The organism is Comamonas endophytica, assembly GCF_023634805.2.
GTDB classification, from domain to species: Bacteria; Pseudomonadota; Gammaproteobacteria; order Burkholderiales; family Burkholderiaceae_C; genus Comamonas; species Comamonas endophytica.
The window spans coordinates 229018-247144 of the sequence record NZ_CP106881.1; the positions used below are offsets into that span (position 1 = coordinate 229018).

Annotated in this window: 15 protein-coding genes, 1 tRNA gene and 4 pseudogenes; 13 read left to right on the forward strand and 7 right to left on the reverse strand. The window is 65.6% G+C overall.

Annotated features, from left to right (window positions below):
* Nucleotides 1–32: 32 nt before the first annotated feature.
* The 10 genes from M9799_RS00945 (at nucleotide 33) to M9799_RS00990 (ending at nucleotide 10088) form a co-directional block, all read left to right on the forward strand.
* Nucleotides 33–644: a trimeric intracellular cation channel family protein gene (locus tag M9799_RS00945; protein WP_231042716.1), complete on the forward strand. Its 612-nt coding sequence runs from the start codon at nucleotides 33–35 to the stop codon at nucleotides 642–644.
* 6 nt (nucleotides 645–650) lie between these two features.
* Nucleotides 651–2567, forward strand: a complete 1917-nt coding sequence (mnmC, locus tag M9799_RS00950; RefSeq protein WP_231042558.1) for a bifunctional tRNA (5-methylaminomethyl-2-thiouridine)(34)-methyltransferase MnmC2/FAD-dependent 5-carboxymethylaminomethyl-2-thiouridine(34) oxidoreductase MnmC1 — start codon at nucleotides 651–653, stop codon at nucleotides 2565–2567.
* A 270-nt stretch (nucleotides 2568–2837) separates the two neighbouring features.
* Nucleotides 2838–4628 carry a nitrite/sulfite reductase gene (locus tag M9799_RS00955; protein ID WP_231042559.1) on the forward strand — a complete coding sequence of 597 codons (1791 nt, stop codon included), beginning with the start codon at nucleotides 2838–2840 and terminating at the stop codon, nucleotides 4626–4628.
* A 26-nt stretch (nucleotides 4629–4654) separates the two neighbouring features.
* A complete protein-coding gene (locus M9799_RS00960; RefSeq protein ID WP_231042560.1) occupies nucleotides 4655–5041 on the forward strand; it encodes a DUF934 domain-containing protein in 387 nt (128 codons plus the stop codon).
* Complete coding sequence (locus M9799_RS00965; protein ID WP_231042561.1) at nucleotides 5041–5838, forward strand: phosphoadenylyl-sulfate reductase; 798 nt, start codon at nucleotides 5041–5043, stop codon at nucleotides 5836–5838. The genes M9799_RS00960 and M9799_RS00965 overlap by 1 nt, the downstream gene beginning before the upstream one ends.
* Before the next feature lie 38 nt (nucleotides 5839–5876).
* A complete protein-coding gene (gene cysD / locus M9799_RS00970) occupies nucleotides 5877–6809 on the forward strand; it encodes a sulfate adenylyltransferase subunit CysD (RefSeq protein WP_231042562.1) in 933 nt (310 codons plus the stop codon).
* Entirely contained in the window at nucleotides 6809–8131 is a 1323-nt protein-coding gene (locus M9799_RS00975; protein ID WP_231042563.1) for a sulfate adenylyltransferase subunit 1, read from the forward strand. Before cysD ends, M9799_RS00975 begins: the two co-directional genes overlap by 1 nt.
* A gap of 131 nt (nucleotides 8132–8262) precedes the next feature.
* Nucleotides 8263–8592, forward strand: a complete 330-nt coding sequence (fdxA, locus tag M9799_RS00980; RefSeq protein WP_231042564.1) for a ferredoxin FdxA — start codon at nucleotides 8263–8265, stop codon at nucleotides 8590–8592.
* A 17-nt stretch (nucleotides 8593–8609) separates the two neighbouring features.
* Nucleotides 8610–9671 (forward strand): NAD(P)/FAD-dependent oxidoreductase, encoded by a 1062-nt coding sequence (locus tag M9799_RS00985; protein ID WP_231042565.1) that lies wholly within the window; start codon nucleotides 8610–8612, stop codon nucleotides 9669–9671.
* A 69-nt stretch (nucleotides 9672–9740) separates the two neighbouring features.
* On the forward strand, nucleotides 9741–10088 hold the full coding sequence (locus M9799_RS00990) for a hypothetical protein (RefSeq protein WP_377006963.1): 348 nt from the start codon (nucleotides 9741–9743) through the stop codon (nucleotides 10086–10088).
* A 27-nt stretch (nucleotides 10089–10115) separates the two neighbouring features.
* Here M9799_RS00990 and asd read toward each other — a convergent pair whose 3' ends face one another.
* Nucleotides 10116–10970 carry an archaetidylserine decarboxylase gene (gene asd, locus M9799_RS00995; protein ID WP_231042566.1) on the reverse strand — a complete coding sequence of 285 codons (855 nt, stop codon included), beginning with the start codon at nucleotides 10968–10970 and terminating at the stop codon, nucleotides 10116–10118.
* A 520-nt stretch (nucleotides 10971–11490) separates the two neighbouring features.
* Here asd and infA point away from each other — a divergent pair.
* The 3 genes and pseudogenes from infA to M9799_RS01010 form a co-directional block, all read left to right on the forward strand.
* Nucleotides 11491–11739 carry a translation initiation factor IF-1 gene (gene infA / locus M9799_RS01000; protein WP_159918070.1) on the forward strand — a complete coding sequence of 83 codons (249 nt, stop codon included), beginning with the start codon at nucleotides 11491–11493 and terminating at the stop codon, nucleotides 11737–11739.
* An 80-nt stretch (nucleotides 11740–11819) separates the two neighbouring features.
* Nucleotides 11820–11896, forward strand: a tRNA-Pro gene (locus M9799_RS01005).
* A 567-nt stretch (nucleotides 11897–12463) separates the two neighbouring features.
* A pseudogene (locus tag M9799_RS01010) lies at nucleotides 12464–13530 on the forward strand (IS1182 family transposase); the annotation flags it as partial.
* A 356-nt stretch (nucleotides 13531–13886) separates the two neighbouring features.
* Here M9799_RS01010 and M9799_RS01015 read toward each other — a convergent pair.
* From M9799_RS01015 to M9799_RS01035, 6 genes and pseudogenes are all read right to left on the reverse strand, one after another.
* On the reverse strand, nucleotides 13887–14474 hold the full coding sequence (locus tag M9799_RS01015; protein WP_231042567.1) for a hypothetical protein: 588 nt from the start codon (nucleotides 14472–14474) through the stop codon (nucleotides 13887–13889).
* Between the two features lie 10 nt (nucleotides 14475–14484).
* Nucleotides 14485–15669 (reverse strand): annotated as a pseudogene (locus M9799_RS01020) (zinc-dependent alcohol dehydrogenase).
* 113 nt (nucleotides 15670–15782) lie between these two features.
* Nucleotides 15783–16043, reverse strand: a complete 261-nt coding sequence (locus M9799_RS01025; protein WP_255662466.1) for an alcohol dehydrogenase catalytic domain-containing protein — start codon at nucleotides 16041–16043, stop codon at nucleotides 15783–15785.
* Nucleotides 16044–16214: 171 nt separating this feature from the next.
* A pseudogene (locus tag M9799_RS01030) lies at nucleotides 16215–16421 on the reverse strand (hypothetical protein); the annotation flags it as partial.
* Nucleotides 16410–16607: pseudogene (locus tag M9799_RS20635) on the reverse strand (IS30 family transposase); the annotation flags it as partial. The pseudogenes M9799_RS01030 and M9799_RS20635, both read right to left, overlap by 12 nt.
* A 228-nt stretch (nucleotides 16608–16835) precedes the next feature.
* Nucleotides 16836–18098, reverse strand: coding sequence for a putative Na+/H+ antiporter (locus M9799_RS01035; protein WP_231042718.1), 1263 nt, complete (start codon nucleotides 18096–18098; stop codon nucleotides 16836–16838).
* Between the last annotated feature and the right edge of the window lie 29 nt (nucleotides 18099–18127).

The window sequence follows — 18127 nt, forward strand, 5'->3', positions numbered from 1 at the left end:
TCCTGGCGCTGCTGGCGCCGCCCATCGACACCATGCTGGTGATCTACCTGGTGGCGATCACCGCCGAAGCCATGTCCGGAGCGCTCGCGGCCGGGCGGCGCAACATGGATATCTTCGGCGTCGCGGTCATTGCCTTCGTCACCGCGCTGGGCGGCGGCACCATCCGCGACATGGTGCTCGGGCACTTTCCCATCGGCTGGACCCAGCATCCCGAATACGTCTATCTGGTGATTTCCGCGGGCCTGCTCACCACCCTGGTTGCGCGGCACCTGCTGCGCCTGAAGCAACTGTTCCTGCTGCTCGACGCCATGGGGCTGATTGCGTTCTCGCTGATCGGCTGCAACGTGGCGCTCGAGCTGAAATACCCCTTGGTCGTGGTCATCATCTCCGGCATGCTGACCGGCATCAGCGGCGGCATCCTGCGCGACGTGCTGTGCAACCAGGTGCCGGTCGTGTTCCGGCGCGAGCTCTATGCCAGCGTGTCGCTGGCCGTCTGCGTGCTGTTCCTGGCGCTGCAGCATTTCGAGGTGGCCACCGGCGTCAGCACCGCCGTGTGCTTCGGCGGCGGGCTGGCGCTGCGGCTTTCGGCCATCCGCTTCAAATGGCGCCTGCCCACCTTCTCCTACCAGCAGCGCTGGGAATGAATCGCGATGCCCGAACCCATTGACTGGCTGCCCGACGGCACGCCCTACAGCCCGCGCTTCGGCGACCGCTACCACAGCGAGAACGGCGGCCTGGATCAGGCGCGCCAGGTGTTTCTCGCCGGCTGCGGCCTGCCCGAGGCCTGGGCGGATCAGCCGATGTGGCGCATCCTGGAGACCGGCTTCGGCTTCGGCCTGAACTTTCTTGTCACCTGGGCCGCGTGGAAGGCCGCCCCCCAGCGCCCGCAGCTGCTGCATTTCGTCTCCACCGAGGCCTTTCCCGTCGCTGCCGAAGACATGCGCCGGGCAATGCCGCAGGATCCTGCGCTGCGCCCGCTGGCCGAGCAGCTCGCGGCGCAGTTCTGGGGCCTGCTGCCTGGTGTGCACCGGCTGTCGTTCGAGGGCGGTCAGGTGCAATTGACGCTGTATGTGGGCGATGCCCAAACCCAGCTGCGCCAGCAGATGCCGACCGCCGATTCGATCTATCTCGATGGCTTCAGCCCCGCGCGCAACCCGGAGATCTGGGACCCGCGGACGCTCAAGGCAGTGGCGCGCTGCTGCCGCCGCGGCACGCGCCTGGCCACCTGGACCATTGCGCGCGCGGTGCGCGATGCACTGGCGGAAAACGGCTTCCAGGTCAGGAAGATGCCCGGCGTTCCCCCGAAGCGCGACAACCTGCAGGCGCTGTTCGACCCGCGCTGGGAACCGCGCCGGCGGCCCGATCCCTGGAGCGAGTCCCCTGCAATGCCCGATGCGCGCCACTGCATCGTGCTGGGCGGCGGCCTGGCGGGCGCGGCGGTGGCATTCCAGCTGGCGCAGCGCGGCTGGCGTGTCGATGTGCTGGACCAGGCCGAAGCCCCCGCCGCCGGCGCCTCGGGCCTGCCTGCAGGCCTGTTCGCGCCCCATGTCTCGCCCGACGACAGCGTGCTGTCGCGCCTGTCGCGCAGCGGCGTGCGCGCCACGCTGCAGCAGGCCCGGGCGCTGCTCGAGCCCGGCCGCGACTGGCTGCACTGCGGCGTCCTCGAGCACCGCGTGGAAAGCACCGACGGGCTGATCGGCCTGCCACGCGAATGGCAGCTCGAGGGCCCTGGCGCCATGGGCGACTCCCGCCACCCCGGCCGCGATTGGAGCCGTCCGGCAGATGCCGCGCAGCGTGCGCTTGCGGGTCTCGATGACGGGGCCGCGGCCTGCTGGCATGCCCAGGCCGGCTGGATACGGCCGGCGCGGCTGGTGCGCGCACTGCTGAACCGGCCCGGCATTGCCTGGCACGGCGGGCGCGAAGTGGCACGCCTGCAGCGTGATGCCAGCGACACCCGATGGCAACTGCTCGATGCCCAGGGCCAGCCGCTGGCCGAGGCTGCGCTGGTGGTCATTGCCGGCGGCCATGGCAGCGACCGGCTGCTGCCCGCCCACTGGCCGCTGCAGCGCATGCGCGGGCAGGTGTCGTGGGGCGAGGAAAGCGCCCTGGCCTCCCTGCCCCCCTTCCCCGTCAATGGCAAGGGCAGCCTGGTGCCGCACATTCCTCTGGATACCAGAGAAGCCGGCTGGTTCATGGGTTCGAGCTTCGAGCGCGATGTGGACCAACTGCCGCCCTCGCCCGCCGACCAGGCCCAGGCCCATGCAGCCAACGCCGAACGCCTGCGGACCCTGCTTCCGCTCAAGGCCCCTGCGCTGGCGCCCGCCTTTGCCGCCACGCCCCGGCTCTGGGCCGGCGTGCGCCTGGCATCGCATGACCGGCTGCCGCTGGTCGGCCCGGTCGATCCCGCGCAGCAGCCCGGGCTCTGGGCCTGCACCGCGATGGGCGCGCGCGGCATCACGCTGGCGCTGCTGTGCGCCGAGCTGCTGGCGGCGCGCCTGCATGGCGAGCCGCTGCCGCTCGATGCCAGGCTTGCGCAGGCCTTGTCCACCGGGCGCCTGCGTGCCTGATCCGCAACGGTGCTTCCATGGCCCCTTGCACCGGCCGGGAAGCCGCGCCAGCATTGGCGCATAAGCTTATTCGCATAAAGGAAGCACAAAACAATAGTTTGCTCCAGGGTCATACCCTCCTACAGTTCCACCATGCAGGCACGGAGCGTCCCGTCCACCACCGCCGCAAGCCGGCGCCGGGCGGCAACGCTCCGGTCCTGCGTTTTCGCCCGCCTGCAAGAGGCCCGTCACGGCCCGGCAGGGCATCACCGGTTTCCGCATTGAACCGCCATGTACCAATACACCCCCTTTGACCAGGAATTCGTGAAGCTGCGCGCCGAACAGTTCCGCGACCAACTCGAACGCTGGCAGGCCGGCACGCTGCCGGAAGACGACTTCCGCCCGCTGCGCCTGCAAAACGGCTGGTACGTGCAACGCTACGCGCCCATGCTGCGCGTGGCCGTGCCCTATGGCGAAATCGCCAGCCGCCAGATCCGCGCGCTGGCGCGCGTGGCGCGCGAGTACGACGAGCCCGAGGCCGAGGTGTTCAAGGCCGCGATGGAAGGCCAGGGCCTGCTGGGCACCACCTTCCTGCCCACGCACTGCGCGCACTTCACGACGCGCACCAATGTGCAGTTCAACTGGATTCCGCTGTCCAAGGCCGCCGATGTGATGGACCTGCTGGCCAGCGTCGACCTGCATGGCATCCAGACCAGCGGCAACTGCATCCGCAACACCACCACCGACGCGCTGGCCGGCATTGCCGTCGACGAGATCGTCGATCCGCGTCCCTATGCCGAGATCCTGCGCCAGTGGACCACGCTGCATCCCGAGTTCGCCTTCCTGCCGCGCAAGTTCAAGATCGCCATCAGCGGCGCGCAGGAAGACCGCGCGGCCACCGGCTGGCACGACGTCGGCCTGCACCTGGTGAAGAACGAGGCCGGCGAGATCGGCTTCAAGGTGTTCGTCGGCGGCGGCATGGGCCGTACGCCGGTCATCGGCACGCCGATCCGCGAGTTCCTGCCCTGGAACCAGATCATGAACTACATCGAGGCCATCGTGCGCGTCTACAACGAGCACGGCCGGCGCGACAACAAGTACAAGGCGCGCATCAAGATCCTGGTCAAGTCCGAAGGCCAGCAGTACATCGATGACGTGGAGGAGGAGTACCGCCAGATCGTCGAGATCGACGGCGGCCCGCACACCATTCCCCAGGCCGAGTTCGACCGCGTCAAGGCCTGCTTCGTCGACCCGCAGCTGCCCGAATTCCCGCAACTCACGCCCGCGCAGATCGAGCAGTCGCTGCTGAGCCATGCCTCCGCGCACCCGGCGTTCTCGCGCTGGCTGTCGCGCAACGTCCACCCGCACCGCAACCCGCAGCTGCGCGCCGTGACGCTGTCGTTCAAGCGCCCGGGCCAGGCGCCAGGCGATGCCACGGCCGACCAGCTCGATGCGCTGGCCGCGCTGATGGACCGCTTCTCCGCCGGCGAGGCGCGCGTGACGCACGACCAGAACGTGCTGCTGCCCTGGGTGCCGGTGGGCGAGCTGTTCGCGCTGTGGCAGGAAGCCAGCGCCCTGGGCCTGGCCAGCGCCAACGTGCAGCTGCTGACCGACATGATCGCCTGCCCCGGCGGCGACTTCTGCGCGCTGGCCAACGCCCGCTCGCTGCCGATCGCCGAGGCCATCACCCAGCGCTACCAGGACCTGGACGAGCTCGACGACATCGGCCCCATCGACCTGCACATCAGCGGCTGCATCAACAGCTGCGGCCACCACCACAGCGGCCATATCGGCATCCTGGGCGTCGACAAGGACGGCAAGGAGTGGTACCAGGTCACGCTGGGCGGCTCGGACGGCTCGATCCTGTCGGGCGCGCCCGTGGCCGGCAAGGTCATCGGCCCCTCGTTCTCCGCGGCCGAGGTGCCCGACGTGATCGAAGCCATGCTCGGCACCTACCGCGACCAGCGCCAGCCCGGCGAACGCTTCCAGGACACCGTGCGCCGCATCGGCCTGGACCTGTTCAAGGAAGCCGGCAAGGCCGCGCGCCACCCTGCCCCCGCAGAAGCCGAGGCCACGGCCTGATCCCGCCCATGAATTTTCCCGAGACGATGAAAATCCTGACTTCCCACGAACACCAGCCCCCGCTTGAGGGCGACACGCGCCAGGTGGCGCTGGCCAACGACGCCGACGCGCTGGCGCTGCCGCTCGAAGGCGTGGAGCGCATCGACCTGCACTTTCCGCAGTTCACCGACGGCCGCGCCTTCAGCCAGGCCTACCTGCTGCGCCGCCGCCGCGGCTTCACCGGCGAGCTGCGCGCCACGGGCGACGTGCTGATCGACCAGCTGGTGCAGATGCAGCGCACGGGCTTTTCCAGCGCCGTGCTGCGCGCCGACGTCGACGCCTCGGCCGCGCAGCGCCAGTTCGAGCGCTTCTCGCGCTACTACCAGGCCGACGCGGTGCAGACCGCGCCGATCTTCGCGCGGCAGGAAGCCTGATGTCCGGCGGCACCAGTTCCTTGTTGTCCGTTGCTGGCGTTGGCTCGGCCGCCCCGGCTTCGGCGCGCCAGGCGGTGCGCAGCAATGCGCGCGCCAGCGCCGATTTCGCCGCCAAACTCGCGCAGACCGGGCAGCTGCTGCGCCAGGCCGCGCTGCATGGCAGCGGCGAGGGCGGCGTGACGCAGGCCTCGAGCCTGGGCGCCGAGGACGTGGTCATCACCCACCTCATCAATGCGCTGGCGCTGGACATTCCCGTGTTCGTGCTTGAAACCGGCGCCCTGCACCGCGAGACGCTGGCGCTGCTCGAGCGCACCGAAGCCACTTCGCGCGCGCCGGTACGCGTCTACCGCCCGCAGCACGAGCAGGTCATTGACTTCGTGCGCCGCGAGGGCCAGGACGCGATGTACCGCAGCCTGGAACTGCGCAAGCAGTGCTGCGGCATCCGCAAGATGGAGCCGCTGGCGCGCGCGCTGGCCGGCAAGAGCGCCTGGATCACCGGCCTGCGCCGCGAACAGTCGAACGCGCGCGCCGACGTGCCCGCCATCGACACGTCCGAGGTCGAGACCAAGGGCCTGACCAAATACAACCCGCTGGCCGACTGGACCTGGGGCGACGTCTGGCACTACATCGCCACCAACGATGTGGACTACAACCCGCTGCACGACCAGTTCTACCCCTCGGTCGGCTGCGCGCCCTGTACCCGGGCCATCAGCCTGGGCGAGGACTTCCGCGCCGGCCGCTGGTGGTGGGAGGACGAGGCCGCCAAGGAATGCGGCCTGCACGTCAAGGCCGCCTGAGCGCCGCCTCCCGCCGATATTGCTTTCCAAGGTTTTGCATGAACGCCTCCATTGCCCCCCAAGTGCTGACCCAGCTCAGCAACCACCATCTCGACGCGCTGGAAGAGGAAACCATCTTCATCCTGCGTGAAGTCGCCGCCACCTTCGAGCGCCCGGCGCTGCTGTTCTCGGGCGGCAAGGATTCGCTGGTCATGCTGCGCTGCGCCGAAAAGGCCTTTGGCGCGGGCCGCCTGCCCTATCCGCTGCTGATGATCGACACCGGCCACAACTTCCCCGAGGTCACCGACTTCCGCGACCTGCGCGCGAAGGAGCTCGGCGCCGAGCTGATCGTGCGCAGCGTCGAGGACTCGATGGCGCGCGGCACCGTGCGCCTGGCCCATCCCGGCGAATCGCGCAACGTGCACCAGTCGGTCACGCTGCTCGAGGCCATCGAGGAATTCCGCTTCGACGCGCTGATCGGCGGCGCGCGCCGCGACGAGGAAAAAGCCCGCGCCAAGGAGCGCATCTTCTCGCACCGCGACAGCTTCGGCCAGTGGCAGCCCAAGGCCCAGCGCCCGGAGCTGTGGACGCTGTTCAACACCCGCATTGCACCGGGCGAGCACTTCCGCGTGTTCCCCATCAGCAACTGGACCGAGCTGGACGTGTGGCAGTACATCGAGCGCGAGCAGATCGCCCTGCCCTCGATCTACTACACGCATCCGCGTGAGGTGGTCGAGCGCCGCGGCCTGCTGGTGCCCGTGACCCTTCTGACCCCCCCGCGCGAGGGCGAGGAAGTGGTGACGCGCGACGTGCGCTTTCGCACCGTGGGCGACATCACCTGCACCTGCCCCGTCGAGAGCACGGCCGCCAGCGCCGCCGACATCGTGATCGAAACCCTGGCCGCCGACGTCAGCGAACGCGGCGCCACGCGCATGGACGACAAGACCAGCGACGCGTCCATGGAAAAGCGCAAGAAGGAAGGTTATTTCTGATGAGCACCGCATTCACCTCCCCCGACACCGCCTCGGCGCTGCGCTTCATCACCTGCGGCAGCGTCGATGACGGCAAGAGCACCCTGATCGGCCGCCTGCTGGTGGACAGCAAGTCGGTGCTGCAGGACCAGCTCGCCGGCGTGCAGCGCAGCGGCGAAACCGACCTGGCGCTGCTGACCGATGGCCTGTCCGCCGAGCGCGAGCAGGGCATCACCATCGACGTCGCCTACCGCTACTTCGCCACGCCCGCGCGCAAGTTCATCATCGGCGACGCGCCCGGCCACGAGCAGTACACGCGCAACATGGTCACGGCCGCGAGCAGCGCCGACGCCGCCGTGGTGCTGGTCGATGCCACCAAGCTCGACTGGCGCTCGCCCGAGCTCGCCCTGCTGCCGCAGACGCGCCGCCACAGCCTGCTGGTGCACCTGCTGCGCGTGCCCTCGCTGGTGTTTGCCGTGAACAAGCTCGATGCGGTGGAGGACCCGGCGCTGGCGTTTGCCCATATCCAGGCCGCGCTCGAGCGCTTCGCCAGGGACGCGGGCATCCGCGTGGCCGCCACGGTGCCGGTCTCGGCGCTCAAGGGCTGGAACGTGGTCACGCCGCATGAAAACTGGTGTGGCTACAGCGGCCCGAGCCTGCTGCAGTGGCTCGAAGGCCTGCCCGGCACGCCGGCAGACATCGCGCTGCCCGTGGCCCTGCCCGTGCAGTGGGTCGAGAAATTCTCCTCCTCGTCCGACACCTCCCAGGGCCGGCGCGTGTTCTGGGGACGCCTGGGCGCCGGCCAGCTGCAGGTCGGCCAGAGCGTGCAGATCTTCCCCAGCGGCCAGAGCGCCGTCGTCGCGCAGGTGCTGGACCACGCGCGCCGCCCCACCGAGGTGGCCGCGGGCCACAGCGCCGGCGTGGTGCTCGACCGCGAGGTTGATGTCTCGCGCGGCGACTGGATCCTCGCGGCACCGGACGCACAGCCGGTGGCCGACGATGATTTCGATACGCCCGAGCCCGCACCTGTGGGCCGCCGCGACCTGACGGCCACCGTCGCCTGGATGGACGACGAGCCACTGGTGCCCGGGCGCCTGTACTGGGCGCTGCACGGCCACCGCTGGGTCAAGGCCAAGGTGCGCCGCGTGGTGCACCACCTCGACATCCACACGCTGGCCGAGGAGCCCGCCGCCAACCTGCAAGCCAATGCCATTGGCGTGGTTGAATTGGCTCTGCAGGAAGCCCTGCCGCTGCGCGCCTTCAACGAGGCCCGCATCCAGGGCGCGCTGATCCTGGTCGACACCGCCAGCCACAAGACGGCCGCCGCCGCGCTGGCCCATTGAGGAGCGAAAACGCAGCGTGCAGGGGACGGATACCCCGGCGCTGCGCTTGAATCCGATACGCACTGCGCCCATTGGCGGCCCTGGTGAAATAAAATCGGCTCCGTACTGACCCTATAACTCCAAAGTTCCTCATGACTCACGTCGTTTCCGAAAACTGCATCCAGTGCAAATACACCGACTGCGTGGACGTATGCCCCGTGGACTGCTTCCGCGAAGGCCCGAACATGCTGGTCATCGACCCGGATGAATGCATCGACTGCGCAGTTTGCATCCCCGAGTGCCCGGCCAACGCGATCTTTGCCGAAGAGGACGTTCCGCCCGATCAACTGGCCTTCATCAAGCTCAATGCCGAGCTGGCGCTGGCCCAGGGCTGGAAGAGCATCACCAAGCGCAAGGCTGCGCTGCCCGATGCCGACGAATTCAACGGCAAGCCCGGCAAGCTCGCCGAGCTGCTGCGTTAAGCCATCCATCCACCCGGATGACCGACAGCGCCGCCCCCATCCCCCTCGACACCGATGCCGTGGTGATCGGCGCCGGCCCGGCCGGCCTGTTCCAGGCCTTCCAGCTGGGCCTGCAGGGGCTGCGCCCGCACATCGTCGACGCCCTGCCCCACGCGGGCGGCCAGTGCGCCGAGCTCTATGGCGACAAGCCCATCTATGACGTGCCCGGCATTCCGGTCTGCACCGGCCGCGAGCTGGTAGGCCTGCTGCTCGAACAGCTCGCGCCCATCGGCGTGCAGTGGCACCTGGGCACCCAGGTGCAGTCGCTTGAAACCCTGGCCGACGGCCGCTTCCTGCTGGGAACCACGGCGGGAACGCAGCTGCGCGCGCGCTGCGTGTTCATTGCCGCGGGCGTGGGTGCATTCGTGCCGCGCACGCTGAAGATCGAGGGCATCAAGGCCCATCTGGGCCGGCAGCTGCACTACCATCCCGCCGATCCCGAAGTGCCGCCAGGCCAGCGCATCGTGGTGCATGGCGGCGACGAAGCCGCGGTGGCCGCCGCTGTGCACTGCGCCGATGCGCATCCTGCGGCCGCTGTCACGCTGCTGCACCGCCGCGATGTGTTCCAGGCAGAGCCCGGGCTGCTGGCACGGCTGCAGGCGCTGCGCGATGCCGGTCGCATCGAGGTGGTGGCCGCGCAGATCAATGCCATCGAGGAGCAAGACGGCCGGCTGGCCGCGCTGCAGCTCACCGATCCGCAGGGTGCGCCACAGCGCCTTGCGCTCGACCAGTTGTGGGTCTATCTGGGCATCTCGCCGCGCCTGGGCCCGGTGGCCGACTGGGGTTTGGCCATCGAGCGCAAGCAGCTGCTGGTCGATCCGGCATCCTTTGCCACCAGCCAGCCCGGCATCTACGCCGTGGGCGACATCAACAGCTACCCGGGCAAGCGCCGGCTTATCCTGTGCGCCTTCCATGAAGCCACGCTGGCGGCCTTTGCCGCGGCGGAGCTGCTGGCCGGCGACAAGGTGGCGCTGCAATACACCACGACCAGCGCGCGGCTGCACCGCATCCTGGGCGTCGAGCATCCCGGCGCCTCCTGAAGCCGCAGATTGGCCCTCAACTTCCCGCGCAGCCTGCCGATAAGCAATTTATTTGCCCAGTCTGCGCCTATGCAATCCCTCATCATTTCCCCGGAGACCGTGGCAGATGCCACGGCCGCTGCCGACCCCACGGGCGCGTCCGCGCCGGGCATTGACATGCCGGGCGTGGCCACGCCTGAAGCCCATGCGCCGGTCGCGGCGCGCAGTTTCATGTTCGAGATGCCGCTGTTTCGCCCCGGCGTGGAAGTGCAGCAGAACGGGCGCACCGAGACCGTCAGCCATGTGATCCTGCGCCGGCGCGAGATGATGGTCTATCTCGTGGGCCAGGAGGAGCCCGTGCGGCCCGACCGGCTGCGCCTGCAGCCTTCGCGCTTCACCACCGTGCGGCGCACGGAGGGGCTCAACTGGTTCCTTTGAGCGCCCGGCCTGGCGTTGGCGCCAGGTTCAGGCGCGCTCGCCGCGCTCGGCCAGCGCCTCGCCCAGGCGCACCGAGCTGCCGGCCTGCCACAGCGGATTGAACAGCATGGGCCCCTTGGGGTAGAGCAGCACCACGGTGGAGCCCAGCAGGAAGCGCCCCATTTCCTCGCCCTGGCGCAGCCTCGGGCCGTCCTGGCCATACTGCCAGCGGCGGATCTCGGCGCTGCGCGGGGGATTGACCTGCCCATGCCACACGGTTGCCATGCTGCCGACGATGGTCGCGCCCACCAGCACCATCACGAACGGGCCGTCCGCGGAATCGAACACGCAGACCACGCGCTCGTTGCGCGCGAACAGCCCGGGCACGCCGCGCGCCGTGACCGGATTGACCGAGAACAGGTCGCCCGGGACGTGGATCATCTCCCGCAGCTGGCCGTCGCTGGGCATGTGGATGCGGTGGTAATCGCTCGGGCTGAGGTAGATGGTGGCGAAGTGGCCGTTGTCGAACTGCGCCGCGAGCTTGGCATCGCCGCCCACCAGCGCCCGGGTCGAATAGTGGTGCCCCTTGGCCTGGAAGATCTGGTCGCCGGCAATGGCGCCCAGCTGGCTGATCGCGCCGTCGACGGGGCAGACCAGCGAAGCCTCGGCCACCTTGCGCGCATCCGGCCGCAGGCTGCGCGTGAAGAACGCATTGAAGGTGTCGTAGCTGGCCGGGTCCGGATTCTCGGCCTCGGTCATGTCCACCTTGTAATGGGTAATGAAACGCTTGATCACCCAGGTGGTCAAAGCGCCCGCACGCGCGCTTGCCAGGCGGCCCATGAGAACCGTCAGGGCCTGCTTGGGCAGCAGATATTGGGGAAGCACGGCAAGGCGATCAGACACGTATTGGTTTCCAGAGGTTCGGGACAAGCAGGGCATTCTAGCCATGCATTCGGGCCGCTGCCCATACGGAGTGCCCCGCCCCCCGCCTTCAGGTGCTTCCCACCAGCCGGCGCGACCTCCAGGGACTGCTGCTGCACCTCGCCGGCCGCGCCGCCTTCCAATGCACGCCGGCAGGCCTGCGCGGCACCGAAGTCACGTCTTCCAAGGGCTGGAACCTGCACCTGCGCCTGCGCCGGCTGGCCGGCGTCCTCATCCAGACCGATCCGGTGTGCGTCGGCCTCGGCAATCACACCCCCGACCTAGCAGACCCAGCGCCTACGGGTTACAATCCCATAGATTGCGCACAGCTCCGCGCCTGTGCGAATGCAGCCGTTTTCCGGCCCTCTGGCCGTTTTGCGCCTGGAGCGCAGCGGCTTGTACCGCCTGCCCTGCACAGCACTTCAGTGGCCCCAGGCCGTTGCGGCTGCTGCGTCTTTTCCGCCAGGCGCACCAACCCAGATTTAAATGAGAGATTGAGAACATGGCCAAAGAAGAACTGATTGAAATGCAAGGCTCCGTCACGGAAGTCCTGCCCGACTCGCGCTTTCGCGTGACGCTGGAAAACGGACACCAGCTGATTGCCTACACCGGCGGCAAGATGCGCAAGCACCACATCCGCATCCTGGCCGGCGACAAGGTCTCGCTGGAGATGTCCCCCTACGACCTGACCAAGGGCCGCATCACCTTCCGCCACCTGGCCGGCCGCGGCCCGGGCCCCTCGCCCCGCTGAGCAGGTGCCGGGCACTATTTTTGAATTATTTTTGAAAATTCAAAAAAGCGCCCCGCAATCCAGCTTAGAATTCTTTTTGTCGGAGCGTAGCGCAGCCTGGTAGCGCATCTGCTTTGGGAGCAGAGGGTCGCGAGTTCGAATCCCGCCGCTCCGACCATTGATATCAAGGCCCTGGCTAGAAATAGCCAGGGCCTTTTGTCTATTGTGGCGCTGAAAAGCAAATACATTTTTGCTCGCCTATTTGCTCCCACCCCTACCCCGCACGATACTTGGAATCCGCAGTTGCTCTTGTCTTTTGCAATGGGGTTCTATAGCTGATGGTATGAGCCCGCTTCCATGTAACACCTTATCGACCGACGGCTTCTCTGAGGGTGCCTGGAGGAGGTTTTTGGCTTGTACTGGTCTCCCGCTCTCAAAGATGGACGTGGGCAGCTCATGCTCTGAAACGTCAATTGCACTAGGTTTGTCAACGTGGCAGCGGTGCTTTTTGGGGCGTTTAGTAAGTAGCTGAATGACCCAACGTACGTGAGGTCCAAAACTAGTACCGCTAGAGGCCTACCCTATTGGCGTCTATGTGAATTACAGCGTATTGCCATGTATTAGGTTCATTTTCTTGCTTTCACAATGACTGCCACTGGCACAAGGAGTGTTGACATGAAGCAAAGACCGCGGATTTACTATACTGAAGCGCAGAAGGCCCTGATGTGAGATCGCTGGAAAGCCGGTATGCCGGCAGTTCGTCGTGCTGTGCCAGCAACTGGACCTCTTCTCGGACGCAGTGGTAGCGATTGATGGTAGCAAGTTCAAGGCAGTCAACAGCAGCGACCGCAACTTCACGCAGGCCAAGCTCAAGCGTCGGATGGAGGAGATCGAGGCGAACATCAGTCGCTATCTGACGGAACTCGACACAGCTGACAGTCAGGAACCGGCGACAAAGCAAGCGCGCAGCGCTCGGCTGAACGACAAGATCGCGGCAATGAAATCGCAGATGGCGGCGCTCAAAGATATCGAAGCGAAGCTGGAAGCGACTGGCGAAACTCAGATCTCACCGACCGATCCGGACGCCCGTTCCATGATGACGCGGGGCTCAGGTATCGTCGGCTACAACATGCAAACCGCAGTCGACGCCAAGCACCATCTGATCATCGAGCATGAGGTCACCAATATCGGCAACGATCGCCATCAACTTTCGGGAATGGCAAAGAAAGCTTGCACTGCAATCGGGGCAAACTCGCTGACTGCGATCGCTGATCAGGGCTACTTTAAGGGCGAGGAAATCCTGGCGTGCCACCAGGCCGGCATTACTGCGTTGGTGCCAGCAAAAAAACTTCTAACGCCAAGGCAGACGGGCGACTCGATCAAGCCGACTTCGTCTATGACCGGCAGAAAAATGAGTTTCGCTGTCCAGCTGGCCAGTCACTAATCTATCGTTTTACCAGCGTTGAAAAGGGACTGACGTATCACCGCTACTGGAGTTCGAACTGCAAGGGCTGCCCAATGAAGGACAAGTGCACACCAAGCCAAGCACGCCGGGTGACGCGCTGGGAGCACCAGGGCGTGCTCGACGAGATGCAGGTCCAGCTTGAACAGAGTCCCGATGCCATGCGCATTCGGCGTTGCTCGGGTGAACACCCGTTTGGGACCATCAAATCGTGGATAGGGGCGACGCACTTCCTGACGAAGGGCCTGGAGCGCGTGAAGACCGAAATGAGCCTCCACGTGCTGGCTTATAACTTCAAACGGTTGATGACGTTGCTTGGTGTCGCCGGCATGGTGGAAGCGATCAGGGCGTATGCCCTTTTACTGGCCCTACAGCGCGTGTTTGGAGCAATTACCTTGCTGACTCGGCCCGGAATCCTGATAAGTCGGCACTACTACCTGAGCTTAAAAGCCCCACAACGTGGATCGGCTTGTTCAGTTCTCCTGCAAGGATACGGCTTTGAGTTTTTACACGGCCTGGGCCAAAAGCAGACGTATTCGGACAAGAACGCCTTGCGAATTCTCCACCCGAGGTACCGCACTTGATACCGCACATGAGCGTCAGAGTGTGCAGAATAGTTCTCCACGGGATTCTTGAAAAGCCCGCGCTCGCGCCGCGAACGCGGGACTGCATGCTCGTCCGACTTGTCCGAGCGTTGCGGGATTAGTTAGCGCCTGCGGCGGTTGCGCAGGGCCATAATTGCGCCCACTACTGCCGTGGCGATGAGCGCCTTGCGCACCAGACCGGCCGGGTTGTGGCGCAGTTCGGAGCGGATCCCCATTTCCGCGAGCACGTTGGGTACGTGGCCGTGCGCCAGGTCCTCGACGATGCCCTCGACCATGTTGACGCGGTCGGCGGCGACCAGCATCAGCCAGTGGCGCAGGTCGTTCTCCGGCAGCTTGTAGGCCAGGCGCCGGATGGCGCCTGACAGCCACTTCGGCGGCTCTGCCGTACCAAAGATCGGCGTGATGCCCGGCCGCTCCGGTGAGCAGAACACTTCGACGGTTTGCGCCTGCTGTACCGGCTGCCCCTCCGGCACGTGGATGAAGCGTGGCGGCGTGCGTTCCATCGGCACGGCCGGCCGATTCTTGCGGTCGAGATCCGCGCCCCAGCCGTTGATGAGCTGTAACTGTTCGCGGGGTGGACTATGCCGGTTTAGGTCGTGGTCCATCTGGCGCTCGTAGTCCACATGGCCGTGGTGGTGTGGGTCGTGCTGCTGCTCGGCGAGATCGCGGCGGGCTGTTTCGGTGTCCATGGCTGCTCCTTCAGTCAATGACGCTGGTCACCGTCGCGCGCGCCGAGCCTGCACGCGGTGGAATCAGCACGGTTTTGATGCAGTCGTCGTACTTGCTCGAGAAGATGTGGTACGCGTCCGAAACCTCCTCCAGCGGCACCCGGTGGGTGATAATCTCGCTCGGCTTCAGATGCCCCTGGCGGATATGCTCGATCAGGTGCGGCACATGGCGCTTGACGGAGGCTTGGTTCATGCGCATCGTAATGCCCTTGTTCAGCGCGTTGCCGATCGGCACGGCGTTGAAGGTCGGCCCGTAGACACCGACGATCGACACGTTGCCGCCCTTGCGTACCGAGTTGATGGCCCAGAACAGCGCGGTGGCCGCGCCCGCCTGCAGCATGGTCCAGCGTCCGGTGATGGTCTGGGCCAGGCTGCCCGAGGCCTCGCAGCCGACGGCGTCGATGCACACGTCGGCGCCCAGCCAGTCCGTCATCTTCTTGATGTGCAGGGCGACGTCGCCCACTTCTCGGAAATTGATGACTTCACAGGGGGCGTAGCGCCGCACGAAGTCGAGCCGGTACTCTACATGGTCGACCACGATGACGCGGCCCGCGCCGAACAGCCAGGCCGACCTGGCGGCGAAGATGCCGACCGGTCCGGCGCCGAACACCACGACGGTGTCGCCTTCCTTGATGTCGCCCATCTCGGCGGCCTGGTAGCCGGTCGGTAACGCGTCCGTCAGCAGTACCGCATCCTCGTCTCCGATGTCGTCCGGGATCTTGTACGGTCCTACGTCGGCCATCGGCACGCGCACGTACTCGGCCTGGCCGCCGTCGTAGCCGCCGGCGGTGTGCGAGTAACCGTAGATGGCGCCCACCGCGGTCGCTTGGGGGTTGGTGTTGTGGCAGTTGCCGTACAGCTCGCGCTGGCAGATGAAACACGAACCGCAGAACAGGTTGAAGGGCACCAGCACGCGATCACCCGGCTTAATTGTTTCGACCGCCGAGCCGACCTACTCCACGATACCAATGAACTCATGGCCGAAGGTGTGCCCGATGCGGGTGTCGGGCACCAGGCCGTGGTACAGGTGCAGATCGGAGCCGCAGATGCAGGCGCGTGTCACGCGGACGATGGCGTCACCAGGGTGTTCGATGACGGGATCCGGTTTCTGCGACGCCCGGATCCGGTATGGTCCACGATAATTTGTGGCTAACATAGAACCTCCTCTCAGGAATGGCCCGCGCTCACGCAGATGCGACCGCCGCGCAGGAAGGGATTGACACCAGGGCTGGCGACAAGTGCGCGACTGGTGGGCAGCGACCTGCCTGGCTAGGTACCAGGATGCAGGACTACCTTGGTCCAACGGTGATCGCGCACGTCGCGCCCTACTTCTTGGACTACCCCCAGGTTTTCGTGGCCGAAGATGCGGCCCTGCTCGAAATCGGTGCGGCCCTCGTACATGTGGAGGTCGGAGCCGCAGATATTAGTGCAAGTAATCTTAACGATGGCGGCCGTTGAACGCTTGCTCTTGGGATCGGGCACGTCTTCGACCGCTACCTGGTTGGGACCTCGATAGACGACAGCTTTCATGATCTACTCCTGTATTCCGTCAGGAGATAGCCCGCCCTACCTGGCAAGGAGCAGCGCTGCATCCTGGCACGTCGTGACCGTTCGACTCAAAAACCATCGTAGGCGCGAACTACCAATGCACAATAGGACGGACCGTTATTTGGAAGTAGGACAGGTCTGGCCAACAGGCTCTTACAGAGGCGCGAAGTTCTTCAGGCGGACAGACATACCAAGGAGAGCAATCCTAGGTACGCTTTGGGCCGGGGATTCAACTGATCGACGCAATACATTCATCGACATCTCGGCAGGTGTCCGGTATCCCAGCGTTTTGCGTGGGCGGTGATTGAGCTGCCTGGCAATCGCATCCAGGCTGTCTTGTGAGTATCCAGACATGGTCAATGCCAACCGAGACCGATGCTTAGCTGCTGGCCGAATACCACCGGAGGCACTTAGGATGGTGTGAATCGAGGTGTACGGGCGGTCAAACATCTTGCCAATCTCGTGCAAGGCATCGCCAGCTTTCCAGCGAACCCACATGAGGGCCTTCTGAGCTTCAGTGTAGTAAATCCGCAGCCTTTCCTTCATGCCAACACTCCTTCTACCAGCGGCAGTCATTGTGTTGCATCAACTGGTTGAATCCACAGCCGTACGGACGTTGCATACGCTGTAATGTAAAAGATCAGGGCCCGACCGCACGCTATGCTGAACAAGGCCCATATAGGTAACGATAAGCGCCGCTTATCACCACTTACAAACACCTTTTCGCAAGCCCACCGGCTTCCGGATAGAAGCCACTCATTCAGCCAAAGAAGATCAGAGCAACATAAACGCCGCGACCGCCACCGCCGTCGGCCCCAATGCCCCCAGCAGCAGTCCTCCAGCTCCGACAGTCTCGTCCGCAAAACCTCCCTTGAGCAAAGCCACCCCTGCCGGATTGGGCGCATTGGCAATCACCGTGAGGCCGCCGCCGGCAACAGCACCCGCCACGAGCATGTATTTGGATTCGTCGGAGATGCCTTCGATCAGCGAGCCCAGGTAGGTCAGCGCGGCGTTGTCCGTAATGGCGGTCAGGCCCACCGCGCCGATGAACAGCGTCAAAGGCTCCAGGCTGGCCACGATCGGCTGCAGCCACCATTGCTGCATTCCGCCCAGGACCACCAGGCCTGCCAGGAAGAAACCGACGAGCAAGGCCTCCTTGAGGATCAGCGGGCTTTGGTATCTTTCATAGGCCTGCGTGAAGCCCAGAAACATCAGGAACAGCCCCAGGAAAATGACTGGATGGTGCGCAAACAGCACCACGCCGGCCAGCAGCAGCAAATGCACCGCGACCACCGGCAGTGGAATGCGCGCGTGCTCCGGCCCTTCCTGGCGGCCCGGCGGCGTGGAGCGCAGGTGGTGCCGCAACAGGCAGGTCGCCACACTGGCGTTCGCAAGCACGGCGAGCGCGGCCTTCCAGCCGAAGGTCGACAGCATGAAGGCGCTGTCCCACTGCCAGGTGGCGGCCACCATCAACACCGGCGGCGCCGCGTAGGAAGTCAGCGTACCGCCTATGGAAACATTGACGAAAAGCACGCCGATGGCCAAGTACTTGAGCCTCTCGGGCACCTGGGGGAGGAAGATCTGCGGCGCCAGCATCAAGGCGGCGATCGTCATGGCCGCCGGCTCGGTGATCAGCGATCCCAGCAAGGGGACCGCGGCCAATCCTAGCCAGGCAGCGGCGATGGGCGTGGACAGCGGCGCCAGGCGTGCGATGGCGTTCACGGCCTGGATGACGGTGGCCAGCACGGGCCTGGATGCGGCAATCACCATCACGACGAACACGAACAGCGGCTCCGTGTAGTTCCGTGATTCCGCGTACTGCAATGCGGCGGTGCCGCCCGATGACAAGGCCATCAGGACGATCAGGACGATGGCCCAGAAGCCGAACACGACCTCGACTTCGCCCAGCAGGTGAAACAGGCCGGCGTGATGCGGATAGCGATGGGACAGGCGCTCGAATTGCTTGGCGGCGAAGGTATGCGCCAGGGCAATGGCAAGGATGGATGCAGCGATCCATTCAAAGGGCAGATCAAACATGTGGGTGGTCGTCAAAACGCAGCGAGGCG